Raw genomic sequence first — 25,144 nt, 5'->3', positions numbered from 1 at the left:
CGGGCGGAATGACCCGGGGGCCGGAGCGGTGTGCTCCGGCCCCCTGGCCGCAAGGCCTACGCCTCGTCGTTCACCCAGCTCATCAGCTTGCGGAGCTGCTTGCCGGTGGTCTCGAGCAGGTGCTCGGAGTCGGCCGTCTTGTACTCGTTGTACTTCTTCAGGCCGCCGTGGTACTCGTCCATCCAGTTCTGGGCGAAGGTGCCGTCCTGGATCTCGGCGAGGATCTGCTTCATCTCGGCCTTGGTGGCGTCGGTGATGATGCGCGGGCCGGTGATGTAGTCGCCCCACTCGGCGGTCTCGGAGACGCTCCAGCGCATCTTCTCCAGGCCGCCCTCGTACATGAGGTCCACGATCAGCTTCAGCTCGTGCAGGCACTCGAAGTAGGCGATCTCCGGCTGGTAGCCGGCCTCGACCAAGGTCTCGAAGCCCGCCTTGACCAGCGCGGACGTACCGCCGCAGAGCACGGCCTGCTCACCGAACAGGTCGGTCTCGGTCTCCTCGGTGAAGGTCGTCTTGATGACACCGGCGCGGGTGCCGCCGATGCCCTTCGCGTACGACAGGGCGAGCGCGAAGGCGTTGCCGGTGGCGTCCTGCTCGACGGCGGCGATCGCGGGGACGCCGCGGCCCTCCTCGTACTGGCGGCGGACCAGGTGGCCCGGGCCCTTCGGGGCGACCAGGGCGACGTCGACGCCGGCCGGGGCCTTGATGAAGCCGAAGCGGACGTTGAAGCCGTGCGCGAAGAACAGCGCGTCGCCGTCGCTGAGGTTCGGGGCGATGGACTCCTCGTAGACCTGGGCCTGGATCGGGTCCGGGATGAGGATCATGATGACGTCGGCCTCGGCGGCGGCCTCGGCCGGGGTCACCACGCGCAGGCCCTGCTCCTCGGCCTTGGCCTTGGACTTGGAGCCCTCGTGCAGACCGACCCGCACGTCGACACCGGAGTCACGGAGCGACAGGGCGTGGGCGTGGCCCTGGCTGCCGTATCCGATGACCGCGACCTTGCGGCCCTGGATGATGGACAGGTCGGCGTCGGCGTCGTAGAACAGCTCGGCCACTTTGGGTTCTCTCCTTGGGGTGCAGGTGTTGCGTCCCACCGTATGACGGCGGGCGGAAGGGAAGTCTCGCGGTCTCGGTATACGGGCGGTACCCGGCCTACGGGTGGTACTCGGTGCGCGGGCGGCCGGTGTCGTCCCGACCGCCCGCGTCCATCCTTACGCCGACCGGTCCAGCGCGCGCAGCGACCGGTCCGTGATCGAACGGGAGCCACGGCCGATCGCGATCGTGCCGGACTGGACCAGTTCCTTGATCCCGTACGGCTCCAGCATCTTGAGCATGGCGGCGAGCTTGTCGGTGCCGCCGGTGGCCTCGATGGTCACGGCCTCCGGGGAGACGTCGACGGTCTTGGCGCGGAACAGCTGGACGATCTCGACGATCTGCGAGCGCGTCTCGTTGTCGGCGCGCACCTTCACCAGAACGAGTTCGCGGTGAACGGCCTGTCCCGGCTCCAGTTCGACGATCTTGAGCACCTCGACGAGCTTGTTGAGCTGCTTGGTGACCTGCTCCAGCGGGAGGGCGTCGACGCTCACCACGATCGTGATGCGGGAGATGTCGGCGTGCTCGGTGACGCCCACGGCGAGCGAGTCGATGTTGAAGCCCCGGCGGGAGAACAGGGCGGCGATCCGGGCCAGGATGCCCGGCTTGTTCTCCACCAGGACGGAGAGCGTGTGCTTGGACATGTCTTCTTTACGTCTCTCTCGCTCAGTCGTCTTCGTTGTCGCCGAAGTCGGGGCGGACGTCCCGGGCGGCCAGGATCTCGTCGTTGGAGGTGCCTGCGGCGACCATCGGCCACACCATCGCGTCCTCGTGGACGATGAAGTCGATGACGACCGGGCGGTCGTTGATCGAGTTCGCCTCTTCGATGGCCTTGTCGAGGTCGTCCGGGGACTCGCAGCGGATCGCGTGGCAGCCCATGGCCTCCGACAGCTTCACGAAGTCGGGGACGCGCGTGCCGGCGCTCGGCTGCTTGCCGTCGGCCTCGGGGCCGCTGTGCAGCACGGTGTTGGAGTAGCGCTGGTTGTAGAACAGGGTCTGCCACTGGCGGACCATGCCCAGGGCGCCGTTGTTGATGATGGCGACCTTGATCGGGATGTTGTTCAGGGAGCAGGTGGTGAGCTCCTGGTTGGTCATCTGGAAGCAGCCGTCGCCGTCGATCGCCCAGACCGTCCGCTCCGGGCGGCCGGCCTTGGCGCCCATCGCGGCCGGGACCGCATAGCCCATCGTGCCCGCGCCGCCGGAGTTCAGCCAGGTGGCGGGCTTCTCGTACTGGACGAAGTGCGCGGCCCACATCTGGTGCTGGCCGACGCCCGCGGCGAAGATCGTGCCTTCGGGGGCGAGCTGTCCGATGCGTTCGATGACCTGCTGCGGGGCGAGCGAGCCGTCGGCGGGCTGGTCGTAGCCGAGCGGGTAGGTCTCGCGCCAGCGGGACAGGTCCTTCCACCAGGCGCTGTAGTCGCCCTGCTGGCCCTCGCTGTGCTCCTTCTGGACCGCCTGGACCAGGTCGGCGATGACCTCGCGCGCGTCCCCGACGATCGGGACGTCGGCGGCGCGGTTCTTGCCGATCTCCGCCGGGTCGATGTCCGCGTGGACGATCTTGGCGTACGGGGCGAAGCTGTCGAGCCTGCCGGTGACGCGGTCGTCGAAGCGGGCGCCGAGGGCGATGATCAGGTCGGCCTTCTGCAGTCCGGTGACGGCGGCGACCGAGCCGTGCATGCCGGGCATGCCCAGGTGCTGCGGGTGGCTGTCGGGGAACGCGCCCAGCGCCATCAGCGTGGTGGTGACGGGCGCGCCGGTCAGCTCGGCGAGCACCTTCAGCTCGGCGGTCGCGCCGGCCTTGATCACACCGCCGCCGACGTACAGGATCGGCCGCTTGGCGGCGGTGATCAGCTTGGCGGCCTCACGGATCTGCTTGGCGTGCGGCTTGGTCACCGGGCGGTAGCCGGGCAGGTCCATGGTGGGCGGCCAGGAGAACGTGGTCTTCGCCTGGAGGGCGTCCTTGGCGATGTCGACCAGGACCGGTCCCGGACGGCCGGTGGAGGCGATGTGGAAGGCCTGCGCGATGACCCGCGGGATGTCCTCGGCCTTGGTGACCAGGAAGTTGTGCTTGGTGATCGGCATCGTGATGCCGACGATGTCCGCCTCCTGGAAGGCGTCCGTGCCGATCGCCTTCGACGCCACCTGCCCGGTGATCGCCACGAGCGGCACCGAGTCCATGTGGGCGTCGGCGATCGGGGTCACCAGGTTGGTGGCGCCGGGGCCGCTCGTCGCCATGCAGACGCCGACTCTGCCGGTGGCCTGCGCGTAGCCGGTGGCCGCGTGGCCCGCGCCCTGCTCGTGCCGGACCAGGACGTGCCGGACCCGCGTCGAGTCCATCAGCGGGTCGTAGGCGGGAAGGATCGCACCGCCGGGAATGCCGAATACCGTGTCGGCGCCGACCTCCTCGAGAGAACGGATGAGGGACTGCGCACCCGTCACGTGCTCGACGGACGCGGAGTGCTGTCCTCCGGATCGGGGCCGCGGCTGCGGATGGGCCCCGGTGGCCTGCTCGGTCATCGTCATTCTCTTCTCGATGCTGAGGGTTTTACTGAGGGTTGTACTGGGGGTTGTACTGGGAGTTGTACGGGGGTCTTACAGCGGTGTGGTGCGGGTTTTGTGCAACAAAAAACCCCTCGTGCCAAAAGGCAAGCGAGGGGAGCGCGCCGGGTGGGGTCGCTGTGCGTTCCGGGTCCGTCCGGACGTCACCAGCGTCAGCCGACGCGCTTTCCAAGTACGAGAATTCGGGTGCGCATGGCATTGACCCTCCCTCTGGCGCGCACCGGCTGTCAAGCGGGTGGGACGGGCGTCTCATTATGTGAGCGAAGGGCGCTTCCGCTCCCCAGGACGGCGGTGACACCACTGGTGTACACCCCCGCGCCGCCGCCCGCGAACGCGGGCTCGGCGGGCCCGTGCGGCATCGGGTAGCGGCCGGTCGCGAGGGCCCGGCGCAGCCGGTACTCGTCGAGCGGCCCGGAGAACGCCATGCCCTGCCCGTGCGTACAGCCCATCGCGCGCAGCGCCACGACCTGCTCGGGCAGGTCCACCCCCTCGGCGACGGACTGGAGCCCGAGGTCGCCGGCGATCCGCAGCAGCCCGCTGGTGATCTTGTGCAGCCGCGCGGACTCGACGACCCCCTCGACCAGCGAGCGGTCGAGTTTGAGTACGTCGACGGGGAGCCGGCGCAGCGCCGTGAGCGTCGCGTAGCCGCTGCCGAAGCCGTCGAGGACGATACGGACGCCTAGGCGCTTCAAGGCCCCCAGACGGCGTTCCAGCTCGTCCAGCGGCACCCTGGGGTCGGTGTCCGACAGTTCGACCACCAGCGACCCGGACGGCAGCCCGTGCCGCGTCAGCAGCGCCTCGACGGAGCCCAGCGGCATCGACCGGTCCAGCAGCCGCCGGGCGCTGACCCGTACGACGACCGGCACGGTCAGCCCGCTCGCGGTCCGGTCGGCGGCCTGTTCGACGGCCTCCTCCAGCACCCAGCGGCCCAGCTCGGCCGTCTTGTCGCTGTCCTCGGCGACCCGCAGGAACTCGGCGGGCGTGAAGAGCACCCCTTGGGAGGAGCGCCAGCGGGCGTGCGCGGCGACCGACGAGATCCGGCCGTCCTCCAGGCGCACCACCGGCTGGTGCAGCAGCGCGAACTCGCCGTCGTGCAGCGCGGCACGCAGCCGCGTGGCCAGCTCCGCCTTGCGTACGACGTCCTGCTGCATCTGCGGCTTGTACAGCTCGACCCGGCCCTTGCCGCCCGCCTTGGCGCGGTACATGGCGAGGTCGGCGTTGCGCAGCAGTTCGCCGGCGCCGAGGCCCGGTTCGGCGAAGGCGACGCCGATGGACGCGGCGACGCGCACCTCGTTGCCGTCGATGAGGTACGGCTGGGAGAGGGTGAGCCTGAGCCGGTCGGCGAGGTCCAGTATGTGGCGTTCCCGGGCGGCCCGGTCGCGGGTGCCGTCGCCGACGATCAGGGCCGCGAACTCGTCGCCGCCCAGCCGGGAGGCGGTGTCGCCCTGCCGGACCGCGTCCTGGAGCCGGCGGGCGGCCTGCACCAGCAGCTCGTCCCCGGCGGCGTGGCCGATGGTGTCGTTGACGGCCTTGAAGCCGTCCAGGTCGATGAAGAGGACCGCCGTGTTGCGCAGGGCGGGGCCCCGGTCGGAGCTGCGGCGGCCGGACAGGGCCTGCTGGACGCGCCGGGTGAACAGGGCGCGGTTGGGCAGGTCGGTGAGCGGGTCGTGCTCGGCGTTGTGCTGGAGCTGCGCTTGGAGGCGCACCCGTTCCGTCACGTCCCGGCTGTTGAAGATCAGGCCGCCGTGGTGGCGGTTGACGGTCGACTCGACGTTGAGCCAGCCTCCCCCGCTCTCGGCTTCGCTCGAGCGGGAGGTGCCCCCGTCGCCGGAGCGGAAGCGGCACTCGATGCGCGTGGTGGGTTCGTCCTGGGGGCTGGCGGCGAGGAAGCGGCGCACCTCGTGCACCACGCAGCCCAGGTCCTCCGGGTGGATGAGCTGGGCCAGCTCGGTGCCCACCAGCTCCTCGGCGGGCCGTCCGTAGACGCCGGCGGCGGCCGGGGAGACGTAGCGCAGGACGCCGCTGGGGGCGGCGATCATGATGACGTCGCTGGAGCCCTGCACCAGGGAGCGGAAGTGGTTCTCCTTCTGCGCCAGTTCCTGGGTGAGGGTGATGTTGTCGAGCAGCATGATCCCCTGCCGCACCACGAGGGCGAGCACGACCGCGCCGCCGGTCAGCAGCACCACGCGGTCGACGCTGCGGCCGTTGAGGACGTTGTAGAGGATCCCCAGGGTGCAGACGGCGGCCGCGAGATAGGGCGTGAGCGCGGCCAGGGAGCCGGTGATGGGCCTGGTGACCGGATACCGGCTGAGATCGCCTCCCTGGGGAGGCGCCTGGGCGCCCGTCTGCCCTGCCGTCTGTGCGGACGGGTGGGCAGGGGGCTGCGACGGCCCGTGCGGGCGGCCTGCGGTGCGCTGCTGGCCGGGTACGTGCTCGTGCACCACACGCGTGTGCCCGTCGTCCGCCGCCGCCCGCTGCTGGCGGGAGGCGGCCCAGGGCGCGTACGCCAGGAGCAGCGAGCCGGCGAACCAGCCCGCGTCGAGGAGCTGCCCCGAGCGGTAGTTGTTGTGCAGCAGCGGTGAGGTGAACAGGGCGTCGCACATCACGGTCAGCGCGAGCGCGCCGACGGCCGTGTTGACCGCCGTGCGGTTCATGGGCGACCGCCTGAAGTGCAGCACGAGCACCATGCTCACCAGGGCGATGTCGAGCATCGGGTACGCCAGTGACAGCGCCGCGTGGGCCACGCTCGGCCCGTCGAACTTCGCCGCCTGGGCGAGCGCGAGGCTCCAGGAGAGGGTGAGCAGTGAGCCGGCGATCAGCCAGGCGTCCAGCGCCAGGCAGACCCAGCCGGCCTTCGTCATGGGCCGGGCGGCGAGCACGAGCAGCCCCACGATGGCGGGGGGCGCGAAGCACAGGAAGAACAGGTCGGCGAAGCTGGGGCTGGGCACGGGCCGCCCCAGGACCACCTCGTACCACCCCCAGACCAGGTTGCCGAGGGCCGCCATCGCCGAGGACAGCGAGAACAGCAGCCAGGCGGGTCGAAAGCGGACGCGTCGGGTGCGCCCGTAGAGGAAGCACGACACGGCGGCGGTGCCTGCCGCGCCGGCGAGCCCGAAGTCGCCCATGATCAGCGCGAGTTGGTCGGAGCCCCAGCCGAGCGCGGAACCGACGGCGTATCCGGCGCACACGAGGGCGAGCAGCAGTTGGTGGACCAGGTTCGATCCGAGGCCGCCGGTGGACGGCGGCGCGGTGCGCGGTGTCCCCGTCGGAGGCTGCGTGCGCAGGGCTCCGTCGAGGAGGGTCGTGGAGGTCGGCGGCGAGCTCACCGGTTCCTCCCGGTCCGCGTCACTCCCGGATTCCTCGGGTCCCGGGGCACCGGCCGCGCGTGCCCGCGGTGGCCGCCGCGCCTGTGGTGGTGATGGCTGTGGCGGGTGTCGTGACCGTGTCCGCACGCGGCCGGGTGCCAGGGTCGCCGTCGGCGGCTCCACCGCGTCGGATCGTTCGTCCATAGGCCGTGCATCGCCCGTCGCCCCCCTCACAAGTCTGCAATGTCCATCCCTGACGCCGAACGTGCACGGCGCAGCCCCTGTCGGGACGATACACCAGTCTCGTCACTCAGGGACATAGTTCCTCTACGCTGCGTGACGATCATCGGCATATGCGCCCGGGCGAGGTACGGAGCGCGTCCGGAGGACTGCGGAGGGTGCCCGAATCGGACTACAGGACTGCCATGGCCGCCGTCATGAGCCGTTCGCCGTGCCCGTCGTAAGGATCACGTTGCGCAGCGGTCGCCGGTTCACGAATCGGCCCAACTGGTCCACCAGCAGTCGTTCGGCTCGGGGCCGGAAGGCGGAGGTGGGTCCGCCGACGTGGGGGCTGACGAGGACGCCCGGCGCGGTCCACAACGGGTGCCCCTGGGGCAGGGGTTCGGGGTCGGTGACGTCCAGGGCGGCGGTGAGGCGGCCGCCCTCCAGTTCGGCGAGCAGCGCCTTGGTGTCGACGACCGGACCGCGGGCCACGTTGACGAGCAGCGCGCCGTCCTTCATGCGGGCCAGGAACTCGGCGTCCACCAGGCCGAGCGTGTGCTCGTTCAGGGGCGTGGACACGATCACGACGTCCGCCTCGGGGAGCAGGGCGGGCAGTTCGGTGATCGGATGCACGGGGCCGCGCGCCGTCGTGCGCCAGGAGCGCGCGACGCGCGCCACCCGCGCCACCTCGAACGGTACGAGCCGGTCCTCGATGGCGGCGCCGATCGATCCGTACCCGACGATGAGCACGTTCTTGTCGGCGAGCGCGGGCCGGAACCCGCCGAGCCACTCCCCCCGGTCCTGGGCCCGCACGAAGTCGGGAACCCCGCGCAGCGACGCGAGGACCAGGGTGAGCGTCAGCTCGGCGGTGCTGGCCTCGTGCACCCCGCGCGCGTTGCAGAGCCGCACTCCGGGACGCAGGTGCCGAAGCCCCGGCTCCACGCTGTCGGTGCCGGCCGACAGCGTCTGCACGACCTGGACGGAGCTCAGGTGGGACAGGGGCCGCAGTACGACCTCGGCCGGCTTCATGTAGGGGACGACGTAGAAGACGCAGTCGGCCGGATCCGCCGGAAAGTCCGCCGCACCGTTCCAGAAGCGGTAGTTCAGCCCCTCGGGGAGACCCTCGATCTCCTCCGGAGGGAGGGGGAGCCATGCGTCAGCAGCGTTCATGGTCGGAGGCTATGTCAGGTGCGCGTCGAGACAGAGGTTAGGTTGGGGGGTCGGAAAGGGAGGGTCACGGCCAGGTGGAGCGCAGGACGATCGGCGCGGGGACGCTCGAAGTGGGGGCCGTCGGTCTCGGGTGCATGCCGATGAGCTGGGCGTACAGCGGGTCGCGGCAGCGGGGCGACGAGTCGCTCAGGGCGGTGCACCGGGCGCTGGACGCGGGTTCGTCCCTGCTGGACACCGCCGACATGTACGGCCCGTTCACCAACGAGCTGTTGCTCGGGCGGGTGTTGAAGGAGCGGCGCGCGGACGTGTTCGTGTCGACGAAGGTCGGGCTGCTCGTCGGCGAGCAGCACATCGTGGCCAACGGCCGCCCCGGGTACGTGAAACGGGCCTGCGACGCTTCCCTGCGGCGCCTGCAGACGGATGTCATCGACCTCTACCAGTTGCACCGCGCGGACCCCGAGGTCCCGGTCGAGGAGACCTGGGGCGCGATGGCCGAGCTCGTCCGGGCGGGCAAGGTGCGGGCGTTGGGGCTGTGCGCGGTGGGGGCGCGGGGTGGTCGCCGGGCCGGGGGGCGGCTGCACGACGGAACGATTCGGCAGTTGCGGCGGGTCCAGCAGGTCTTCCCGGTGAGCGCGGTGGAGGCGGAGCTGTCGGTGTGGTCTCCGGAGGCGCTGGACGCGCTGCTGCCGTGGTGCGAGGCGCGCGGGGTCGGCTTCGTGGCGGCGATGCCGCTCGGCAACGGTTTCCTCACCGGCACGCTGACCCCGGGCGAGGGCTTCGAGCCGGACGACATGCGGGCCCGGCACCCCCGTTTCACCGCCGAGATGATGGCCGCGAACCAGCCGATCGTGGCCGGACTGCGTCGGGTCGCCGCCCGGCACGGCGAGTCCGTGACGGCCGCGCAGGTGGCCCTGGCCTGGGTGCTGGCACAGGGCCCGCACGTGGTCCCGGTCCCGGGCGCCAAGCAGGAGCGCTGGGTGGCGGAGAACGCGGAGGCGCCCGGTCTGCGCCTGACGCCGCAGGACCTGACGGAGGTGGCGGAACTGCCGGGGGCCCGGGGATCGTGGGAGTGAGCGCCGCTGTCGAGCGCCGCTGTCGGGTCCCGCTTCCGAGCGCTGCCTTCGCGTCCCGCTTCCGTCTCTCGCCTCCGCGTCCCGCTTTCGGGTCGGATCGAGCCGGATCGGGAACCCGTGAGGCGTGCGGGGCGTAGGACAGGTGGAACGAACGAGCCTGCTGCTGCAGGTGCCACCTTGATCAACTTGGCCGCCGTGACCGCCGCTTCGAAGGGACCGTGATCGTGCAACGTCGAACTGTGTCGGCCGTCTTGGCCGTCGTGGGCGCGAGTGCTCTGCTGGTGACGGCAGGTTGTTCCGCCGGTTCCTCCGGCGCCGGGGAGTCGCCGGGCGCGTCCGTCAGCGCGTCTCCGGGCGGTACGGCCGCGCAGACCTCACCGGCCGCCGAGAAGACCCCGCCCGCGAAGGGCACGGTCAAGGTGGTGCGTACGGTCGCCGAGGGCCTGGACAGCCCCTGGGGCCTCGCCCCGCTCCCCGAGGGCGGCCTGCTGGTGGCCTCGCGTGACGAGGGGACGATCACGCGGGTGGACGAGAAGACGGGCGGCAAGACCGAGCTGGGCGAGGTGCCGGGCGTCTCCGCCGCCGGCGAGGGCGGTCTGCTGGGCCTCGCGCTCTCCCCCGACTACGCCTCGGACCACATGGTCTACGCCTACTTCACCTCGGCCTCGGACAACCGGATCGTCCGCATGCTCTACGACGCGAAGCGGCCCGCCGGGGACCAACTGGGGGCGCCCGACACAGTGTTCAAGGGCATCCCCAAGGGCATGATCCACAACGGTGGCCGGATCGCGTTCGGCCCGGACGGGATGCTCTACGTCGGCACGGGCGAGAGCGGCGACCGGGGGCTGGCCCAGGACAAGAAGTCCCTCGGCGGCAAGATCCTGCGGCTGACCCCGGAGGGCGAACCGGCCGCCGGCAACCCGTTCCCGGACTCCCCCGTGTACTCGTACGGCCATCGCAATGTGCAGGGGCTGGCCTGGGACTCCGAACAGCGCCTGTTCGCCTCGGAGTTCGGCCAGGACACGTGGGACGAGCTGAACGCGATCGCGCCCGGCGGCGACTACGGCTGGCCGACGGCGGAGGGCAAGTCCGGGGACACGAAGTTCCAGAACCCGATAGCCCAGTGGCACACCGACGACGCCTCTCCCAGCGGCATCGCCTACGCCGAGGGCTCGATCTGGATGGCGGGGCTGAAGGGGCAGCGCCTGTGGCGCGTCCCGCTGAAGGGCACGGTGGCCTCGGCGGACCCGCAGGCCTTCCTCGACGGCGAGTACGGCCGGCTGCGCACGGTGGTGTCGGCGGGCGGCGACAAACTGTGGGTCACGACCAGCAACACGGACGGCCGCGGCGACCCGGAGAAGGAGGACGACCGGATCCTGGAGCTACAGGTGACCTGAACCCCGTCACCCGTCCTCCGCTTCCTCCTCCGCCGCCTCCGCCTCCTCCTCGGCCTCGGGCGGCCGTACGACGACCTTCCCGGACGTGAGGTCTATCGGCCCTCGCCCGGGATCACCGTCCCCGACGTCCTCCCGGGTCAGCTCCAGCCGGTTCTGCTCGTCCCGGGTGTGCTTGCGGCCCGGCGCGAAGAGGTCCTCGAAGGCGTTGAACATCGTTCTCCCTTTTCCGGGCCGCGTCGCGCCGGGCGACCGTTCGTCCATTCGTCGATGAGTGACTGATCGAGCAACGCGAGCGAGAGCGGGATCAGGAAGGCCCGGTGCACCAGGTAGCGGACGGTCAGCCCGGGCACGACGGACACCACGCGGATGTCCTCGCCGCCGACCGCCTGTGACACCGGCGTGAAGGGGGCTTCGGCAAACTTCGCCATGCCACGGCCGAGCAGCCTGCGGCTGGCCTCGGGGAGTGCGTCGCGTTGGGTCGCGGCGCGCTCGGTGAACTCGATCCGGTACACGCGGCTCCTCCATGGCTGGTGGCACGGCCATTATCGCGCGACCACCCCGTCCCCCGCCCCCGGCGGGAACAAGCGCAGCCGGTGAGCCACGGCCGCCGCCTCGCCGCGGCCCTTGACGTCGAGTTTGGACAGGATGTTCGAGACGTGGACGCTGGCCGTCTTCGGCGAGATGAAGAGGACCTCGGCGATCTGGCGGTTGGTGCGGCCGTCGGAGACCAGGCGGAGGACGTCGCGTTCCCGGCCGGTCAGGCCGAAGGAGTCGAGGGGGTCGGTGGAGGGTGTCCGTGCGGTGGGGGAAAGGGGGAGGCGGGCGCGTTGGGCGAGGAGGGTGACGGCGTCGGTGAGGGGGACGGCGCCGAGGTGGGCGGCGACCGCGTGAGCGAGGCGGAGGAGCTCGGCGGCCCGGTCACGTCCGTCGTCGCCGCCGTCGGCTGAGAGCAGGGCCTCGGCCAGGCGGTGGCGGGTGCGGGCGAGGTCGTAGGGGCGTTCCAGGCGTTCGAAGGCGGCGACCACCTCGGACCAGTCGTCGGGGTCGGTGCGGCCCTCGGCGCGCAGGAGCTCGGCGCGGACCCAGCGCTCGTGGGCCTGCCAGACGGGGGCGCTCGTGGCGAGCTGCTTCGCGGCCGTGCGGAGGCGGTCGAGGAGGTCGGCGCGGCCGGGCTCGGCGGCAGGAGTCGCGCGGGCGTCGCCCTCGGCGGAGGCGGCGGCGAGCAGCAGCGGCCAGGCGTAGCGCTGGGCGCCGGGCGGGAAGTCCCGGTCGAGGACGCGTGCAAGGTGGGCGCGGACATCCAGGGGGCGGCCCTGGGCCGCGGCGAGTCCGATGGCGAGGCGGATGAGAGGGAGATGGTGGGGGGCGTGCTCGTGGGAGCTGAAGTAGCCCTGCGCCGAGCTCAGTTGACGGTCGACGTCGGTGAGGTCGCCGCGGGCGAGGGCGAGTTCGGCGCGGAGGGTGGCGTGGACGCCTCGGACCGCCGCGCCCTGGCCCATCCGTCCGGCGGCGGCGCAGGCGCGGTCGGCCTCGTCCCAGCGGCCCAGGGAGAGCAGGGACTCGGCGAGGTTGCCCCACACCCAGGCCTCGGAGTCGGGCGGTCCGTGCAGCTTGGCGAAGGCGAGGCCCTCCTCCAGCATCGGCACGGCCTCCCGTGAGCGGCCGATCCCCTCCAGTTCGGAGGGGAGGTTGACATAGGCGTTCAGCGCGACGGAGGGGGTGACCTCGGCGAGCGCCTGTTCCCTGACCTCGTGCAGCTCCGCGAGGCCGGCCTCGATGTGGCCGGCGTCGACCATGAAGACACCGAGAATCTGACGGGCGTTGAGCTCGGTCTCGCGGGCGCCGACCATGCGGGCATACTCCACGGCCCGCTCGGCGGCCTGGTAGGCCTCGGGACCGGGGTCGTGAACCATCGACCAGTTGGCCATGTGCGTGAGCACCTCGGCATGCACCTCGTTGGGCGGCATACCGCGTACCAGGTCCTGGGCGGTGGCAAGCTCCTCGCGGCCACTGCCCCGGCCCAGGGAGTGCACCAGCCGGGAGCGCTGCACCCAGAACCAGGCGGCGCGCTGGGGGTCCCCCCGGCTCGAACGCAGTTGAGAGCCAGGGGGAGCGTCGTCCTCGTTCTCCAGCAGGCACAGCGCCCGCTTGGTGATCTTCAGGGCGCGTTCGCGTTCCCCGCAGTAGCGGCCCGCGACGGCGGCCTCGGCCATGAGGTCGAGGTAGCGCAGCGGTGTGGTGGCCGGATCGCAGCCGCAGGGGGGATAGGCCTCCGTGTAGTCGACGGGGCGCAGGGCGGCCCGTACCTCCTCGGGCGCGGCCTCCCACAGCTCCATCGCCCGTTCCAGGAGCCGCAGTTGTTCGCTGTAGGCGCGCCGGGAGCGGGCCTCGACGGAGGCGTCCAGGACGGCGGGGAGGGCCTTGGCCGGGTCGTGGGCGTGGTACCAGTAGCTGGCCAGCCGCATGACGCGTTCGTCGGCGGGGACGAGCGTCGGGTCCGCCTGCAGGGCCTCGGCGTAGCGGCGGTTGAGGCGGGCGCGTTCGCCGGGGAGCAGGTCGTCGCCGACGGCCTCGCGGACCAGGGAGTGCCGGAAGCGGTATCCGTCGCCGTCGGGGGTGGCGCGCAGGAGGTTGGCGCCCACAGCGGCGCGCAGGGCCTCGATGAGGTCGTCCTCGGTGAGCCGGGCGACGGCGTCCAGCAGCCGGTACTCGACGGTGGAGCCGCCCTCGGCGACGATCCGGGCGACGGTCTGCGCGCTCTCGGGCAGCGCCTCGACGCGGACGAGCAGCAGGTCGCGCAGGGTGTCGGGGAGGCCGGTGCGGCAGCCCTCGTGGGCGGCGACGGCGAGTTCCTCGACGAAGAAGGCGTTGCCGTCGGAGCGTTCGAAGATGGCGTCGACCTGGTCGGGGCCGGGTTCGCGGGCCAGGATGCCGGCGATCTGGCGGCCGGTCTCGGCGCGGGTGAAGCGGGCGAGTTCGAGGCGCTGGACGGTGCGCAGCCGGTCGAGTTCGGCGAGCAGGGGGCGCAGCGGGTGGCGGCGGTGGATGTCGTCGGCGCGGTAGGTGGCGAGGACGACGAGCCGGCCGGTGCGCAGGGTGCGCAGCAGGTAGGAGAGGAGGTGGCGGGTGGAGGCGTCGGCCCAGTGCAGGTCCTCCAGGGCGACGACGAGGGTACGGCCGGCGGCGACTCGTTCCAGGAGGCGGGCGGTGAGGTCGAAGAGGCGGGCCATGCCCTCCTCTTCGGGGCGGCCGGAGCCCCGGGCGGTGAGGGTCTCGCCCAGTTCGGGGAGCAGCCGGGCGAGTTCCTCCTCCTGGCCGGTCGCGGCGGCGGCCAGTTCGTCCGGCAGGGCGCGGCGCAGGGCGCGCAGGGCGGTGGAGAACGGGGCGAAGGGCAGGCCGTCGGCGCCGATCTCGACGCAGCCGCCGAGCGCGACGACGGCGCCCTGACGGCGGGCGGCCGCGGCGAACTCCTCGACGAGCCTGGTCTTGCCGACCCCGGCCTCGCCCCCGATGAGCAGCGCCTGCGGCTCTCCCGCCGCGGCACGGGAGAGCGCGGCGTTCAAGGTGTTCAGCTCGTCGGCGCGACCGACGAAGACGGGACTGACGGACCTGGTCTGCACGGGGGCGAGCATCGCACGCGGGTGTGCGGAGGGCCCAGTGGATATCGCCGCGGCCCCGGCGGGAGGGGGGCCGACCCTCGTGCGGTCGCCCGTCCCCGCCCCGGTCTTCACGCCGCGCGGGCGAACCGGAGCCGACGCGGACGGTGGGTATGCGAGTCGTTCTCGGCGCCGCCGTCCGACCGCTGGGCGGTGGCGCGTTCGGCGGCTTCGCGGCGGGCGGCGCGACGGCCGCGGACGGCCTCGCGGGCGAGGCGCTCGTGTTCGGCCTGGCGGAGCAGTTCGGCGGAACGGGCCTGCTGGAGCTCGTACTCGTACATGGTGGATGTCCCCTGGGGAAGGTGGGCTTTCGGCCTCGCTTGCTGCGATGCCGGGTGCAGTGACTTCACCTTCGTCTCCCGGCGGGGGCCGCCGCATCGGGAGAGTTCCGTATCTTCGGCGACGGGGGGTGCCTTAGACGCGGCTGAGGGGCCTCAGGTCGGCCGTAAGGTGCTTACGGTCGGTCTGAGGCCCCTCGTGACCTGCGGTGACTCAGCTTGCGGAGGGCAGGCCGAGCAGCGCGTCGGTGTACTTGAGGACGGCCAGGAGCAGGCCGATGACGCCGAGCGCGACGCCGGCCCAGGAGACCGACTTGATCCAGGGCGCCTGCGGCCGGGCGGTGCTGCCGAAGGCCGGGCGGGCCAGCACGACGACGCCGGTGACCAGCGCGGCCAGCGCGAACAGGCCGGCCCACAGCGCGGTGGTCTGCCAGGCGTTGCCGTAGACCGCGTCGATCTGCTGGGCGACGCTCGCGGTCGACGCGGTCTGCAACTGGCCGACGAGGGTCTGGCGGGCCCCGGCGACGGTGCCGATCCAGCTGCCGGTGAGCGACACGAAGCCGAGCACGGCGGCGACGACGGCGCCCGCGCCCTGGCCGACGCCGGTGGAGCCGGCCACGACGGTGGCCTCCTCGTCCTCGTCCTCGGCGACGAGCTCGTCGGCGTCGTCCTCGGAGTCCGTGGCCTCCTCGGTCACCTCGTCCGTGGCGGCGGTCTTGGTGACGTCCACCTTCTCCTCGTCGGTCTTCGCCTCGGTGCCGGGCTCGGCGCCGGCCTCGTCAACAGTCTTGGTTCCCATACCTCGCACCGTACGGACGCTCTCTGAGAGGTCCCTTAATGATCGTTGTGAGCGCCGCGCGCGCGTGCGTCGCGCCACTCCTGGGCCAGCACGGACCACACTTCGAGGTCGTGCCGCACCCCACGATAGGGGTAGGCCTGCCGGCGTACGCCGTCGCGGGTCATCCCCAGCCGCCGGGCGACGTTCAGGCTGGGCGTGTTCCCCGCCGACGCGCACCACTCGATCCGCTGGATCCCGCGCCGGTCGACGGCGAAGTCGATCAGCACCCGGATCGCCCGGCTGACCAGACCGCGCCCGCTGCCGGCCGGTTCCAGCCAGCAGCCGACCTCGCAGTTCGCGTTCGCGGCGTCGAAGTTCAGGAAGAGCACGCCGCCCACGAGCGTGCCGTCCAGCCACAGGCCGTGCAGGGAGCCGGTGTCGGCGGCGCGCATGTCGGCGTACCGCTGGAGCACCTCGCGCGCGCCGGTCACGTCGGTGGCCTGGGCGCCGAAGGGGACGTACTGGTTGATGAACTCCCGGCCGCGCTCCAGGTGCGCGAGGAACTCCTCGGCGTGCCAGGGCTCCAGGGGGCGCAGTTCGGCTCCGTCGTCACCCAGCGATATCGCGTACATCCGCCCGCGGCTCCTTCTCCAGTGCCTCCGCCGTCACTACCTCGGCGAGCCTCTCATGGGCAACGCGGCACTCGGGCGGTTCGATGCTGATGCGCGGCAGCCGCTTCTCCAGCCAGCCGGGCAGCCACCAGTTGGCGCCGCCGAGCAGATGCATGAGCGCGGGCACCAGCAGCGTCCGCAGGACGAAGGCGTCGAGGGCTACGGCGGCGGCGAGCGCGATGCCGAACATGGCGATCACCCGGTCGCCGCTGAGGACGAAGGCGAGGAAGACCGAGATCATGATGACCGCGGCGGAGTTGATCACCCGGCTGGTCTCGGCGAGGCCCACGCGGACGGCGCGCCGGTTGTCGCCGGTCTCGAGCCACTCCTCGTACATCCGGCTGACCAGGAAGACCTGGTAGTCCATGGAGAGGCCGAAGAGGACCGACACCATGATCACGGGGAGGAAGGGCTCGATGGGCCCCGCGCGGCCGAGGCCCAGCAGCTCGCTCCCCCAGCCCCACTGGAACACGGCCACGACGATCCCGAACGCGGCGGCCACGGCGGCGACGTTCATCACGGCGGCCTTCAGCGGTATGCCGACGGACCGGAAGGCGAGCAGGAGCAGCAGACAGCCCAGGCCGATGACGACGCCCACGAACAGCGGCAGCTTGCCGACGATGACGTCCGCGAAGTCGTCGTAGCCCGCCGTCACGCCCCCCACCTGCACGTCGAGGGAGGTGCCGGCCTCGGCGCGCGGCAGCACCTCGGTGCGCAGCCGGTCGACGAGTTCGCTGGTGCGCTGCGACTGCGGGGCGGACTCCGGTACGACGGTGAGGTACGCGGTGTGCCCGTCGGAGTCGAAGGTCACCGGTGTCACCGACGCCACGCCCTCGGTGGTGCGCAGGGCGGTGTCGAGGTTGTCGAGGGCGAGCCGGTCCTCGGCGCCCTGGACGCCGGTCACCAGGGTCAGCGGGCCGTTGACACCCGCGCCGAAACCGTCGGCCAGGAGGTCGTAGGCCTGGCGGGTCGTGGCCGACTGCGGGGCGTTGCCCTGGTCGGAGGTGCCCAGGCGGAGGGAGAAGGTGGGCAGGGCGAGGACTGCGATGACGACGAGGGCGAGCGTGCCCAGCAGCTTGGGGTGGCGCTCGACGAACGCCGACCAGCGGGCGGCGAGCCCGGTCGGCAGCTCCGGCTGGGGCCCGTGTTCGGCGAGCCGGCGGCGTTCGCGGCGGCTGAGGGCGCGCAGGCCGATGCGGGACAGCAGGGCGGGCAGCAGCGTGACCGACGCGGCGACGGTGAGGACGACCGTGAGGGAGGCGGCGATCGCCACGCCGTTGAGGAAGCTCAGGCGCAGGATCAGCATGCCGAGCAGCGCTATGCACACCGTTGCGCCCGCGAAGACGACGGCGCGTCCGGTGGTGGCGACGGCGTTGGTGGCGGCCTCGGCGACCGTGAGGCCGCGTTTCAGGCCGCGCCGGTGCCTGGTGACGATGAACAGCGCGTAGTCGATGCCGACGCCGAGCCCGATGAGCATGCCGAGCATGGGCGCGAAGTCGGCGACGGTCATGGCGTGCCCGAGGAGCACGATCCCGGCGTACGCGGTGCCGACGCCGACCAGCGCGGTGGCGATGGGCAGCAGCGAGGCGGCGAGCGACCCGAAGGCCAGGAACAGCACGAGCGCGGCGACGACCACGCCGACGATCTCGGCGAGATGCCCGCCGGAGGGCTCGGTGAGCGCGATCGCGCCGCCGCCCAGCTCGACCCGGAGCCCGTCGCTCCCGGCGGCCTCGGCGGTGTCGACGACGGCCTGCGCCTCGGCCTTGTCGATGTCCTCGGCGCGGTCCTCGAAGACGACGGTGGCGTACGCCGTGTGCCCGTCCTTGCTGATCCGGGCGCTGCCCTGGTCGTCGTAGGGGCCGGCGACGGAGGCGACGCCGGGCAGGTCGGCGATCTTCTCCAGGGTGCGGGTCATGGTCTGCTCGACGGCGGCGGCGCGGACGGTGCCGGAGGCGGTGTGCCAGACGACGGTGTCGGTGTCGCCGCCGAGATCCGGGAAGCCGTCCGTCAGCAACCGGGTGGCGCGGCCGGACTCGGTGCCGGGGACCTCGTAGTCGTTGGAGTAGGCGGTGCCGGTGACGACGGCGGCGGTGGCGGTGCCCCCGAGGGCGAGGAGCCAGAGCAGGATCGTGACGAGGCGGTTGCGTACACACCAACGTGCGAGGGCTGCCACGGACGCGCTCCCGGGGGCTGAATTGTGGATCTTTGACCGGGAACAGCCGTGCTTGAACTGATGAGCCCGCAAAGAACGTATGAGCGATGCGAGCCCACTGTGACAGGCGCGAAAGATCGTTTGATGCGTTCGTGGGTCTTTTCACAGGAGTGGGAGACAGATCACAGGACAATAACGGCCACGGTGTCAGGCCACGTCGGGCACGTGTCAGTGCCGGGCACAGGTCAGTCCAGTTGATCGCCGAACGCCATCACCATCACCCCGGCGATCAGCAGCCACAGCGCACGCCGGGTGCGGCCGCGGGCGCCCAGAAGGGCGGCGAAGGCACAGACGGCGCCGCCGAGGGCGTAGGCCGCCGGGACGAGGGCCGGGGCGGAGCCGGTGAGGCGCAGGAGGGACGCGGCGAGGCCGGCGAGGGTGAGCAGCGCTCCGGTGCCGGTCGCCGTCCAGCGGGCCCGCCGGGCGTCCTCGGTGCCGTACTCCTCGTCCGGGTCCTCGTCTATGTCGCTGTGGGGGTCGGAGTCGGTTCGTGCACTCATGGCGGGCGAGCGTAGCGCGTCGGGCCCGGAACGCGGGAACACGAGAAAGGGGTGCACCGGTGTTCGGTGCACCCCTGCGGGGATCTCGCGGGCCTCAGCCCTCGCTGACGCCCAGTTTCTCCAGGATGAGTTCCTTGACGCGGGCCGCGTCGGCCTGCCCGCGCGTGGCCTTCATCACGGCGCCGACCAGAGCGCCGGCCGCGGCCAGCTTGCCACCGCGGATCTTGTCGGCGATGCCCGGGTTGCCGGCGATGGCCTCCTCGACGGCGGTGGTGAGCGCGCCCTCGTCGGAGACGACCTTCAGCCCGCGCTTCTCGACGACCTCGTCCGGGGTGCCCTCGCCCGCGAGGACGCCCTCGATGACCTGACGGGCCAGCTTGTCGTTCAGGTCGCCGGCGTTCACCAGCGCGGTGACCCGGGCGACCTGCTCGGGCGTGATGGCCAGCTCGTCCAGCGACGTGGCGGACTCGTTGGCGCTGCGCGCCAGTTCGCCCATCCACCACTTGCGGGCGGAGCCGGCATCGGCGCCGGCGTCGATCGTGGCGACGATCAGGTCCAGCGCGCCGGCGTTGAGGATCGACTGCATGTCGGTGGCGGTGATGCCCCACTCGGCGAGCAGCCGGCCCCGGCGGATCAGCGGCAGTTCCGGCAGCCCGGCGCGGATCTCCTCGACCCACGCGCGAGGCGGGGCGATCGGCACGAGGTCGGGCTCCGGGAAGTACCGGTAGTCCTCGGCCTCCTCCTTCACGCGGCCCGAGGTCGTCGACCCGGTGTCCTCGTGGAAGTGGCGGGTCTCCTGGATGATCGTGCCGCCGTCGTTCAGCACGGCCGCGTGCCGCTGGATCTCGAAGCGGGCCGCACGCTCCACGGAACGCAGCGAGTTGACGTTCTTGGTCTCGCTCCGGGTGCCGAACTTCTCGCGGCCGTGCGGGCGCAGCGACAGGTTCACGTCGCAGCGCATCTGGCCCATCTCCATGCGCGCGTCCGAGACGCCGAGCGCCTTGATGAGCTCGCGCAGCTCACGGACGTAGGCCTTCGCCACCTCGGGAGCGCGCTCGCCCGCGCCCTCGATCGGCTTGGTGACGATCTCGATGAGCGGGATGCCGGCGCGGTTGTAGTCCAGCAGGGAGTGGGACGCGCCGTGGATACGGCCCGTGGCGCCGCCGACGTGCAGCGACTTGCCGGTGTCCTCCTCCATGTGGGCGCGCTCGATCTCCACGCGGAAGGTCTCGCCGTCCTCCAACTGGACGTCGAGGTAGCCGTTGAAGGCGATCGGCTCGTCGTACTGGGAGGTCTGGAAGTTCTTCGGCATGTCCGGATAGAAGTAGTTCTTCCGGGCGAAGCGGCACCACTCGGCGATCTCGCAGTTCAGCGCGAGACCGATCTTGATCGCCGACTCGATGCCGATCGCGTTGACGACCGGGAGCGCGCCGGGCATGCCGAGGCAGGTGGGGCAGGTCTGCGAGTTGGGCTCGGCGCCCAGCTCGGTCGAACAGCCGCAGAACATCTTGGTCCTGGTGCCGAGTTCGACATGGACCTCGAGGCCCATGACGGGGTCGTAGGACGTCAGCGCGTCCTCGTACGACACCAGGTCGGTCGTGGTGGTCACGGTGAAACTTCCCTCTCAGCCCAGCAGGACGTCGTCGTCGCCCAGCCGCTTCAGCTCGCGGTACAGGATGGCCAGGCCGGTGACGATCGCGGCCGCGGAGACGGCGGCGTCGACCAGCCGCAGCGTGTCCTGTTCGGCCCGGGCCCGCTTGATCTGCTTGGCGACGCTCAGCGCGCCGAAGGCGGTGGTGGCCATGGACAGGTACGTGCCGGACCGGGACTTCTTGAAGCCCTTGGCCTTGTTCAGTGCACTCACAGCGACGGTGCCTCCTCGAGGAGCGGGTGACCCCACTTTTCCACGAAGGCGGCCTCGACGGCGGCCCCGACCTTGTACAGCCTGTCGTCCTTCAGCGCCGGGGCGATGATCTGCAGGCCGACCGGGAGGTTGTCCTCCGGGGCGAGACCGCAGGGCAGCGACATGGCCGCGTTGCCCGCCAGGTTGGTCGGGATGGTGCACAGGTCGGCCAGGTACATCGCCATCGGGTCGTCGGCGCGCTCGCCGATCGCGAAGGCGGTGGTCGGCGTCGTGGGCGACACGATCACGTCGACCTGCTCGAAGGCCTTCTCGAAGTCGCGCGTGATGAGCGTGCGGACCTTCTGGGCACTGCCGTAGTACGCGTCGTAGTAGCCGGAGCTCAGGGCGTACGTGCCGAGGATGATGCGGCGCTTCACCTCGGGGCCGAAGCCCGCCTCACGGGTGAGGGAGGTGACGTCCTCGGCCGAACGGGTGCCGTCGTCGCCGGCCCGCAGGCCGTAGCGCAGGCCGTCGAAGCGGGCCAGGTTGGACGAGCACTCGGACGGGGCGATGAGGTAGTACGCCGACAGGGCGAGGTCGAAGGACGGGCAGTCCAGCTCGACGATCTCGGCGCCCAGTTCCTTCAGCAGTGCGACGGACTCGTCGAACCGCTGGATGACGCCGGCCTGGTAGCCCTCGCCGCGGAACTGCTTGACGACGCCGACGCGCATGCCTTCGACGCTGCCGTTGCGGGCGGCCTCGACGACCGGCGGGACCGGGGCGTCGATGGAGGTGGAGTCCAGCGGGTCGTGCCCGGCGATGACCTCGTGGAGCAGCGCCGCGTCCAGGACGGTGCGGGCGCAGGGCCCACCCTGGTCGAGGGAGCTGGAGAAGGCGACCATGCCGTAGCGGGAGACCGCCCCGTACGTCGGCTTCACGCCGACCGTGCCGGTGACGGCGGCCGGCTGGCGGATGGAGCCGCCGGTGTCGGTGCCGATGGCCAGGGGCGCCTGGAAGGAGGCCAGCGCGGCGGAGGAGCCGCCGCCCGACCCGCCGGGGATCTTGGTGAGGTCCCAGGGGTTGCCGGTGGGCCCGTACGCGCTGTTCTCGGTGCTGGACCCCATGGCGAACTCGTCCATGTTGGTCTTGCCGAGGATGACGACGTCGGCGGCCTTCAGACGCTTGGTGAGGGTGGCGTCGTACGGCGGAATCCACCCCTCCAGGATCTTCGAGCCGACGGTCGTCGGGATGCCCTGGGTGGTGAAGATGTCCTTGAGCGCGAGGGGAACGCCGGCGAGGGGTCCGAGCTTCTCGCCCCGCTCGCGCTTGGCGTCGACGGCGCGGGCCTGGGCGAGCGCGCCCTCACGGTCGACGTGCAGGAAGGCGTGCACCTTCTCGTCGACGGCCTCGATGCGCGCGAGGTGGGCCTCGGTGACCTGGACGGCCGTGAGCTCGCCGGAGGCGATCCTCGCGGCGGTCTCGGCGGCGGTGAGCTTGATGATGGTGACGTTGTCCGTCATGACTTTCTAGTCCTCCCCCAGGATCTGCGGCACCTTGAAACGCTGCTGCTCCTGGGCCGGGGCGCCGGAGAGCGCCTGCTCGGGGGTGAGCGACGGACGGACCTCGTCCGCCCGCATGACGTTGGTCAGCGGGAGCGGGTGCGAGGTCGGCGGTACGTCTTGGTCGGCGACCTCGCTGACGCGGGCGACCGCGCCGATGATGTCGTCCAGCTGTCCCGCGAAGTGTTCGAGCTCTTCGGGCTTCAGCTCCAGACGCGCCAGCCGGGCGAGGTGGGCGACCTCCTCGCGCGTGATGCCAGGCATGCGGCGTTCCTCAGGGGTGGAGTGAGTGAGTGTGTGGTTTGGGCCCAATCCTAGGGGGCGGCGCGGCATGCCCGTGAAACGGTTCGCCGGTGGCCGGCCCGGGGGGTCGCCCGGGGCCCGGCCCGGGGGCCGGTGGCGCGTGTCCTGGGCGGGCTGTGCGGGAACCGGTCGCCGGAGAGGGGCCGGGCCCGCGCCGCCCGGGAGGTGGCGGCGGTCAGTCGTCGGTGGTGGCTGCCGGGAGGGCCGCCGCGGGGCGTTGCCAGCCTCGGGAGCCGCGGGCCCGTAGCCACGCCGTCGTCTCCTCGGGAGGCATCGCCGCGGCCACCAGCCAGCCCTGCACCGCGTCGCAGCCCAGGTCCCGCAGGCGCTCCCACGTCTCGTCGTCCTCGACGCCCTCGGCGACCACCAGCAGCCCCAGGGAATGCGCGAGGTCGACCGTGCAGCGCACGATCTCCGCGTCCTCGTTGTCGACGGCCAGCCGGGCCACGAAGGAGCGGTCGATCTTCAGCTCGCTGACCGGCAGCCGGCGCAGGTGCACCAGGGAGGAGTAGCCGGTGCCGAAGTCGTCCAGGGACATCTTCACGCCGTGTCCGGTCAGCCCGTTGAGGGTGGCGGCGGCGCGCTGCGGGTCCTCCAGGAGGACGTGTTCCGTTATCTCCAGTTGGAGCGACCCCGCCGGAACGCCGTGCCGGGCCAGCCGCGCGGCCACCGACCCGGCGAAGCCCGGCGTGTGGACGTCGCGCGGGGAGACGTTGACCGCGACCGGCACGAACAGCCCCTGGGCCCGCCACCGGGCGACCTGGCCGAGCGCCGTGTCCAGCACGTACTCCGTGAGGTGCGGCATCAGGCCCGACGACTCGGCGATCGCTATGAACTCGTCCGGCGGCACCTTCCCGCGCTCCGGGTGCACCCAGCGGACCAGGGCCTCCAGCCCCGCCACCTGTCCGTCGAAGCGGACCTTCGGCTGGTAGTGCAACTGCACCTCGTGCGCGTCGAGCGCGCGCCGCAGGTCGCCCAGCAGTCCGAGCCGGTCGGGGGTGTTGGAGTCGCGCTTGGACTCGTACACCTCGACGGCCGTACGGTCGCGCTTGGCCTGGTACATCGCCACGTCGGCCCGGCGCAGCAGGCCCTCCGCGTCGAGCGCGTGGTCGGGGAAGACGGCGACGCCGGCGCTGGCCTCCAGGACGAGGGTGAGCCCGTCGAGGTCGAGCGGGGAGCTGAGGTCGCAGACCAGGGCGCGGGCGATCCGGGACGCCGACGTCGCGGAGTCGGCGACGGGAAGTAAGACGGCGAACTCGTCCCCGCCGAGCCGCGCGACCTCCGCGCCGCGCGGCAGGGCGAGCCGCAGCCGGTCGGCGATCTGGAGGAGGAGCCGGTCACCGGCGAGGTGTCCGAGGGTGTCGTTGACCGAACGGAACCGGTCGAGGTCGATCAGCATCAGCGCGGCCCGGGCGCCGATGCGCTCGGCGTCGTCCAGGGCGGTCCAGATGCGCTCCAGCAGCCACTGACGGTTCGGCAGCCCGGTCAGCGGGTCGCGGAGTTGTTCCTCCGCGCGGGCGCGGGCTATCCACAGGGTGGAGTCGAGGGCGACGAGCGGGATCGCGAACAGCGGCAGCAGGATCGGCTTGGCCACGGCCACCACGCAGATCAGCGGGGCGATGCCGAGCAGGGCGACCGCGACCAGACCCTGTCTGACCAGGGCCGTACGGGCGACGGTGGGCAGTCCGCCGGAGCGCGGCGCGTTCAGATACCAGAGCAGGACGCGGGTGACGGCGAGGTAGGCGACGGCCACCACGACCACCTGGGGGCCGGTGTACACCGTCCAGGTGCCGGGGGTCCAGGGGCGTTCCACGGACGGTATCCGTCCGCAGGCGGCCAGCAGCAGCGCTCCCGCGCCGATGCCGAGTATGTCCACCGCGCCGTGCAGGACCCCCTGCCGCCAGCGGTGGCGCCGGGCTATGCCGACCAGGACGACGACGGTGAGGCTGACCATGCCGGCGGGCACCCAGCCGTACAGCAGCAGGACGGCGAGGGTGAGGGCGGCGCCGGAGCCGGTGCCGCCCCACCAGCGGGCGCGGCCGAGCAGGACCAGGTGTCCGACGATGACGCCGGCCAGCACGGCCAGGGCCCAGCCGGCGGTGCCGGACGGGAAGAGCGCGTGGTCGTCGGTGAAGGCGCGGTAGAAGCCGACGCCGAGGGCGAGCCCGGCCGCCGCGACGACCCCGGCGGGCAGCGCGGGCCAGGACGGGTGCCGGTCGGGATCGGGGTCGGTGCCGGGCAGCCCGGGGTGTGGCGACGCGGCGCCGGGGTAGTTGAGGGTGGGCTGCGGGGCGGTGGGCCGTGCGGTGCGGGGTGGTGCGGCGTGCGGCGCCGTGTGGGGTGCCGGGTGCGGTGCGTACGGCTCCGGGGCCGGCTGTCGCCCGGAGCGCGCCGTCCACCTCCCCCACCAGACGCCGACGGCCCGGCGTCGGCGCAGCCGTGACTCCGGGGCGGCGCTCTCGGTCGGTTCCATTCCCGTCCCTCTCACAGCCGGCGGTGCCCATTCCCCTGCTCGCCAGGAGCACG

The 25,144-nt window shown here is 72.0% G+C and carries 19 protein-coding genes; 2 read left to right on the top strand and 17 right to left on the bottom strand.

What is annotated here, in order from left to right:
* Window positions 1-56: 56 nt before the first annotated feature.
* The 5 genes from ilvC to OG352_RS30415 all read right to left on the bottom strand — a co-directional run bounded on the left by ilvC (window position 57) and on the right by OG352_RS30415 (window position 8,348).
* Window positions 57-1,055, bottom strand: a complete 999-nt coding sequence (ilvC, locus tag OG352_RS30435; RefSeq protein WP_329221341.1) for a ketol-acid reductoisomerase — start codon at window positions 1,053-1,055, stop codon at window positions 57-59.
* 156 nt (window positions 1,056-1,211) lie between these two features.
* Window positions 1,212-1,736: an acetolactate synthase small subunit gene (ilvN, locus tag OG352_RS30430; RefSeq protein ID WP_329221339.1), complete on the bottom strand. Its 525-nt coding sequence runs from the start codon at window positions 1,734-1,736 to the stop codon at window positions 1,212-1,214.
* Window positions 1,737-1,758: 22 nt separating this feature from the next.
* Window positions 1,759-3,615, bottom strand: a complete 1,857-nt coding sequence (locus OG352_RS30425) for an acetolactate synthase large subunit (RefSeq protein ID WP_329221337.1) — start codon at window positions 3,613-3,615, stop codon at window positions 1,759-1,761.
* Between the two features lie 263 nt (window positions 3,616-3,878).
* Complete coding sequence (locus tag OG352_RS30420; RefSeq protein WP_329221336.1) at window positions 3,879-6,977, bottom strand: putative bifunctional diguanylate cyclase/phosphodiesterase; 3,099 nt, start codon at window positions 6,975-6,977, stop codon at window positions 3,879-3,881.
* A 414-nt stretch (window positions 6,978-7,391) separates the two neighbouring features.
* Entirely contained in the window at window positions 7,392-8,348 is a 957-nt protein-coding gene (locus OG352_RS30415) for a 2-hydroxyacid dehydrogenase (RefSeq protein WP_329221334.1), read from the bottom strand.
* A gap of 74 nt (window positions 8,349-8,422) precedes the next feature.
* Here OG352_RS30415 and OG352_RS30410 point away from each other — a divergent pair, with 74 nt between their 5' ends.
* Both OG352_RS30410 and OG352_RS30405 read left to right on the top strand, forming a co-directional pair.
* Window positions 8,423-9,421: an aldo/keto reductase gene (locus OG352_RS30410; RefSeq protein WP_329221332.1), complete on the top strand. Its 999-nt coding sequence runs from the start codon at window positions 8,423-8,425 to the stop codon at window positions 9,419-9,421.
* A 218-nt stretch (window positions 9,422-9,639) separates the two neighbouring features.
* On the top strand, window positions 9,640-10,818 hold the full coding sequence (locus OG352_RS30405; RefSeq protein WP_329221330.1) for a PQQ-dependent sugar dehydrogenase: 1,179 nt from the start codon (window positions 9,640-9,642) through the stop codon (window positions 10,816-10,818).
* 6 nt (window positions 10,819-10,824) lie between these two features.
* On the opposite strand, the gene OG352_RS30400 is transcribed toward OG352_RS30405, so the two are convergent.
* From OG352_RS30400 to OG352_RS30345, 12 genes are all read right to left on the bottom strand, one after another.
* Complete coding sequence (locus OG352_RS30400; RefSeq protein ID WP_329221328.1) at window positions 10,825-11,031, bottom strand: DUF6191 domain-containing protein; 207 nt, start codon at window positions 11,029-11,031, stop codon at window positions 10,825-10,827.
* 329 nt (window positions 11,032-11,360) lie between these two features.
* Window positions 11,361-14,450, bottom strand: a complete 3,090-nt coding sequence (locus OG352_RS30395; protein ID WP_329221327.1) for a helix-turn-helix transcriptional regulator — start codon at window positions 14,448-14,450, stop codon at window positions 11,361-11,363.
* A 95-nt stretch (window positions 14,451-14,545) separates the two neighbouring features.
* Window positions 14,546-14,755, bottom strand: coding sequence for a hypothetical protein (locus OG352_RS30390; RefSeq protein ID WP_329221325.1), 210 nt, complete (start codon window positions 14,753-14,755; stop codon window positions 14,546-14,548).
* Between the two features lie 211 nt (window positions 14,756-14,966).
* Window positions 14,967-15,551: a hypothetical protein gene (locus OG352_RS30385; RefSeq protein ID WP_329221323.1), complete on the bottom strand. Its 585-nt coding sequence runs from the start codon at window positions 15,549-15,551 to the stop codon at window positions 14,967-14,969.
* A gap of 35 nt (window positions 15,552-15,586) precedes the next feature.
* Window positions 15,587-16,162 (bottom strand): GNAT family N-acetyltransferase, encoded by a 576-nt coding sequence (locus OG352_RS30380; protein ID WP_329221321.1) that lies wholly within the window; start codon window positions 16,160-16,162, stop codon window positions 15,587-15,589.
* Window positions 16,140-18,374 (bottom strand): MMPL family transporter, encoded by a 2,235-nt coding sequence (locus tag OG352_RS30375; protein ID WP_329221320.1) that lies wholly within the window; start codon window positions 18,372-18,374, stop codon window positions 16,140-16,142. Before OG352_RS30375 ends, OG352_RS30380 begins: the two co-directional genes overlap by 23 nt.
* Window positions 18,375-18,598: 224 nt before the next feature.
* Window positions 18,599-18,913: a hypothetical protein gene (locus OG352_RS30370; RefSeq protein WP_329221318.1), complete on the bottom strand. Its 315-nt coding sequence runs from the start codon at window positions 18,911-18,913 to the stop codon at window positions 18,599-18,601.
* 94 nt (window positions 18,914-19,007) lie between these two features.
* Window positions 19,008-20,522, bottom strand: a complete 1,515-nt coding sequence (gene gatB / locus OG352_RS30365) for an Asp-tRNA(Asn)/Glu-tRNA(Gln) amidotransferase subunit GatB (protein WP_329221316.1) — start codon at window positions 20,520-20,522, stop codon at window positions 19,008-19,010.
* Window positions 20,523-20,537: 15 nt separating this feature from the next.
* On the bottom strand, window positions 20,538-20,777 hold the full coding sequence (locus tag OG352_RS30360) for a hypothetical protein (RefSeq protein WP_329221314.1): 240 nt from the start codon (window positions 20,775-20,777) through the stop codon (window positions 20,538-20,540).
* Complete coding sequence (gene gatA, locus OG352_RS30355) at window positions 20,774-22,276, bottom strand: Asp-tRNA(Asn)/Glu-tRNA(Gln) amidotransferase subunit GatA (protein ID WP_329221312.1); 1,503 nt, start codon at window positions 22,274-22,276, stop codon at window positions 20,774-20,776. Before gatA ends, OG352_RS30360 begins: the two co-directional genes overlap by 4 nt.
* A 6-nt stretch (window positions 22,277-22,282) precedes the next feature.
* Window positions 22,283-22,579, bottom strand: a complete 297-nt coding sequence (gene gatC / locus OG352_RS30350) for an Asp-tRNA(Asn)/Glu-tRNA(Gln) amidotransferase subunit GatC (RefSeq protein ID WP_007384860.1) — start codon at window positions 22,577-22,579, stop codon at window positions 22,283-22,285.
* A gap of 214 nt (window positions 22,580-22,793) precedes the next feature.
* On the bottom strand, window positions 22,794-25,091 hold the full coding sequence (locus OG352_RS30345) for a putative bifunctional diguanylate cyclase/phosphodiesterase (RefSeq protein WP_329221310.1): 2,298 nt from the start codon (window positions 25,089-25,091) through the stop codon (window positions 22,794-22,796).
* Window positions 25,092-25,144 lie beyond the last annotated feature (53 nt).

Source organism: Streptomyces sp. NBC_01485 (assembly GCF_036227125.1).
Taxonomy (GTDB): Bacteria; Actinomycetota; Actinomycetes; order Streptomycetales; family Streptomycetaceae; genus Streptomyces.
This window is presented reverse-complemented; position numbering and strand designations above follow the sequence as displayed.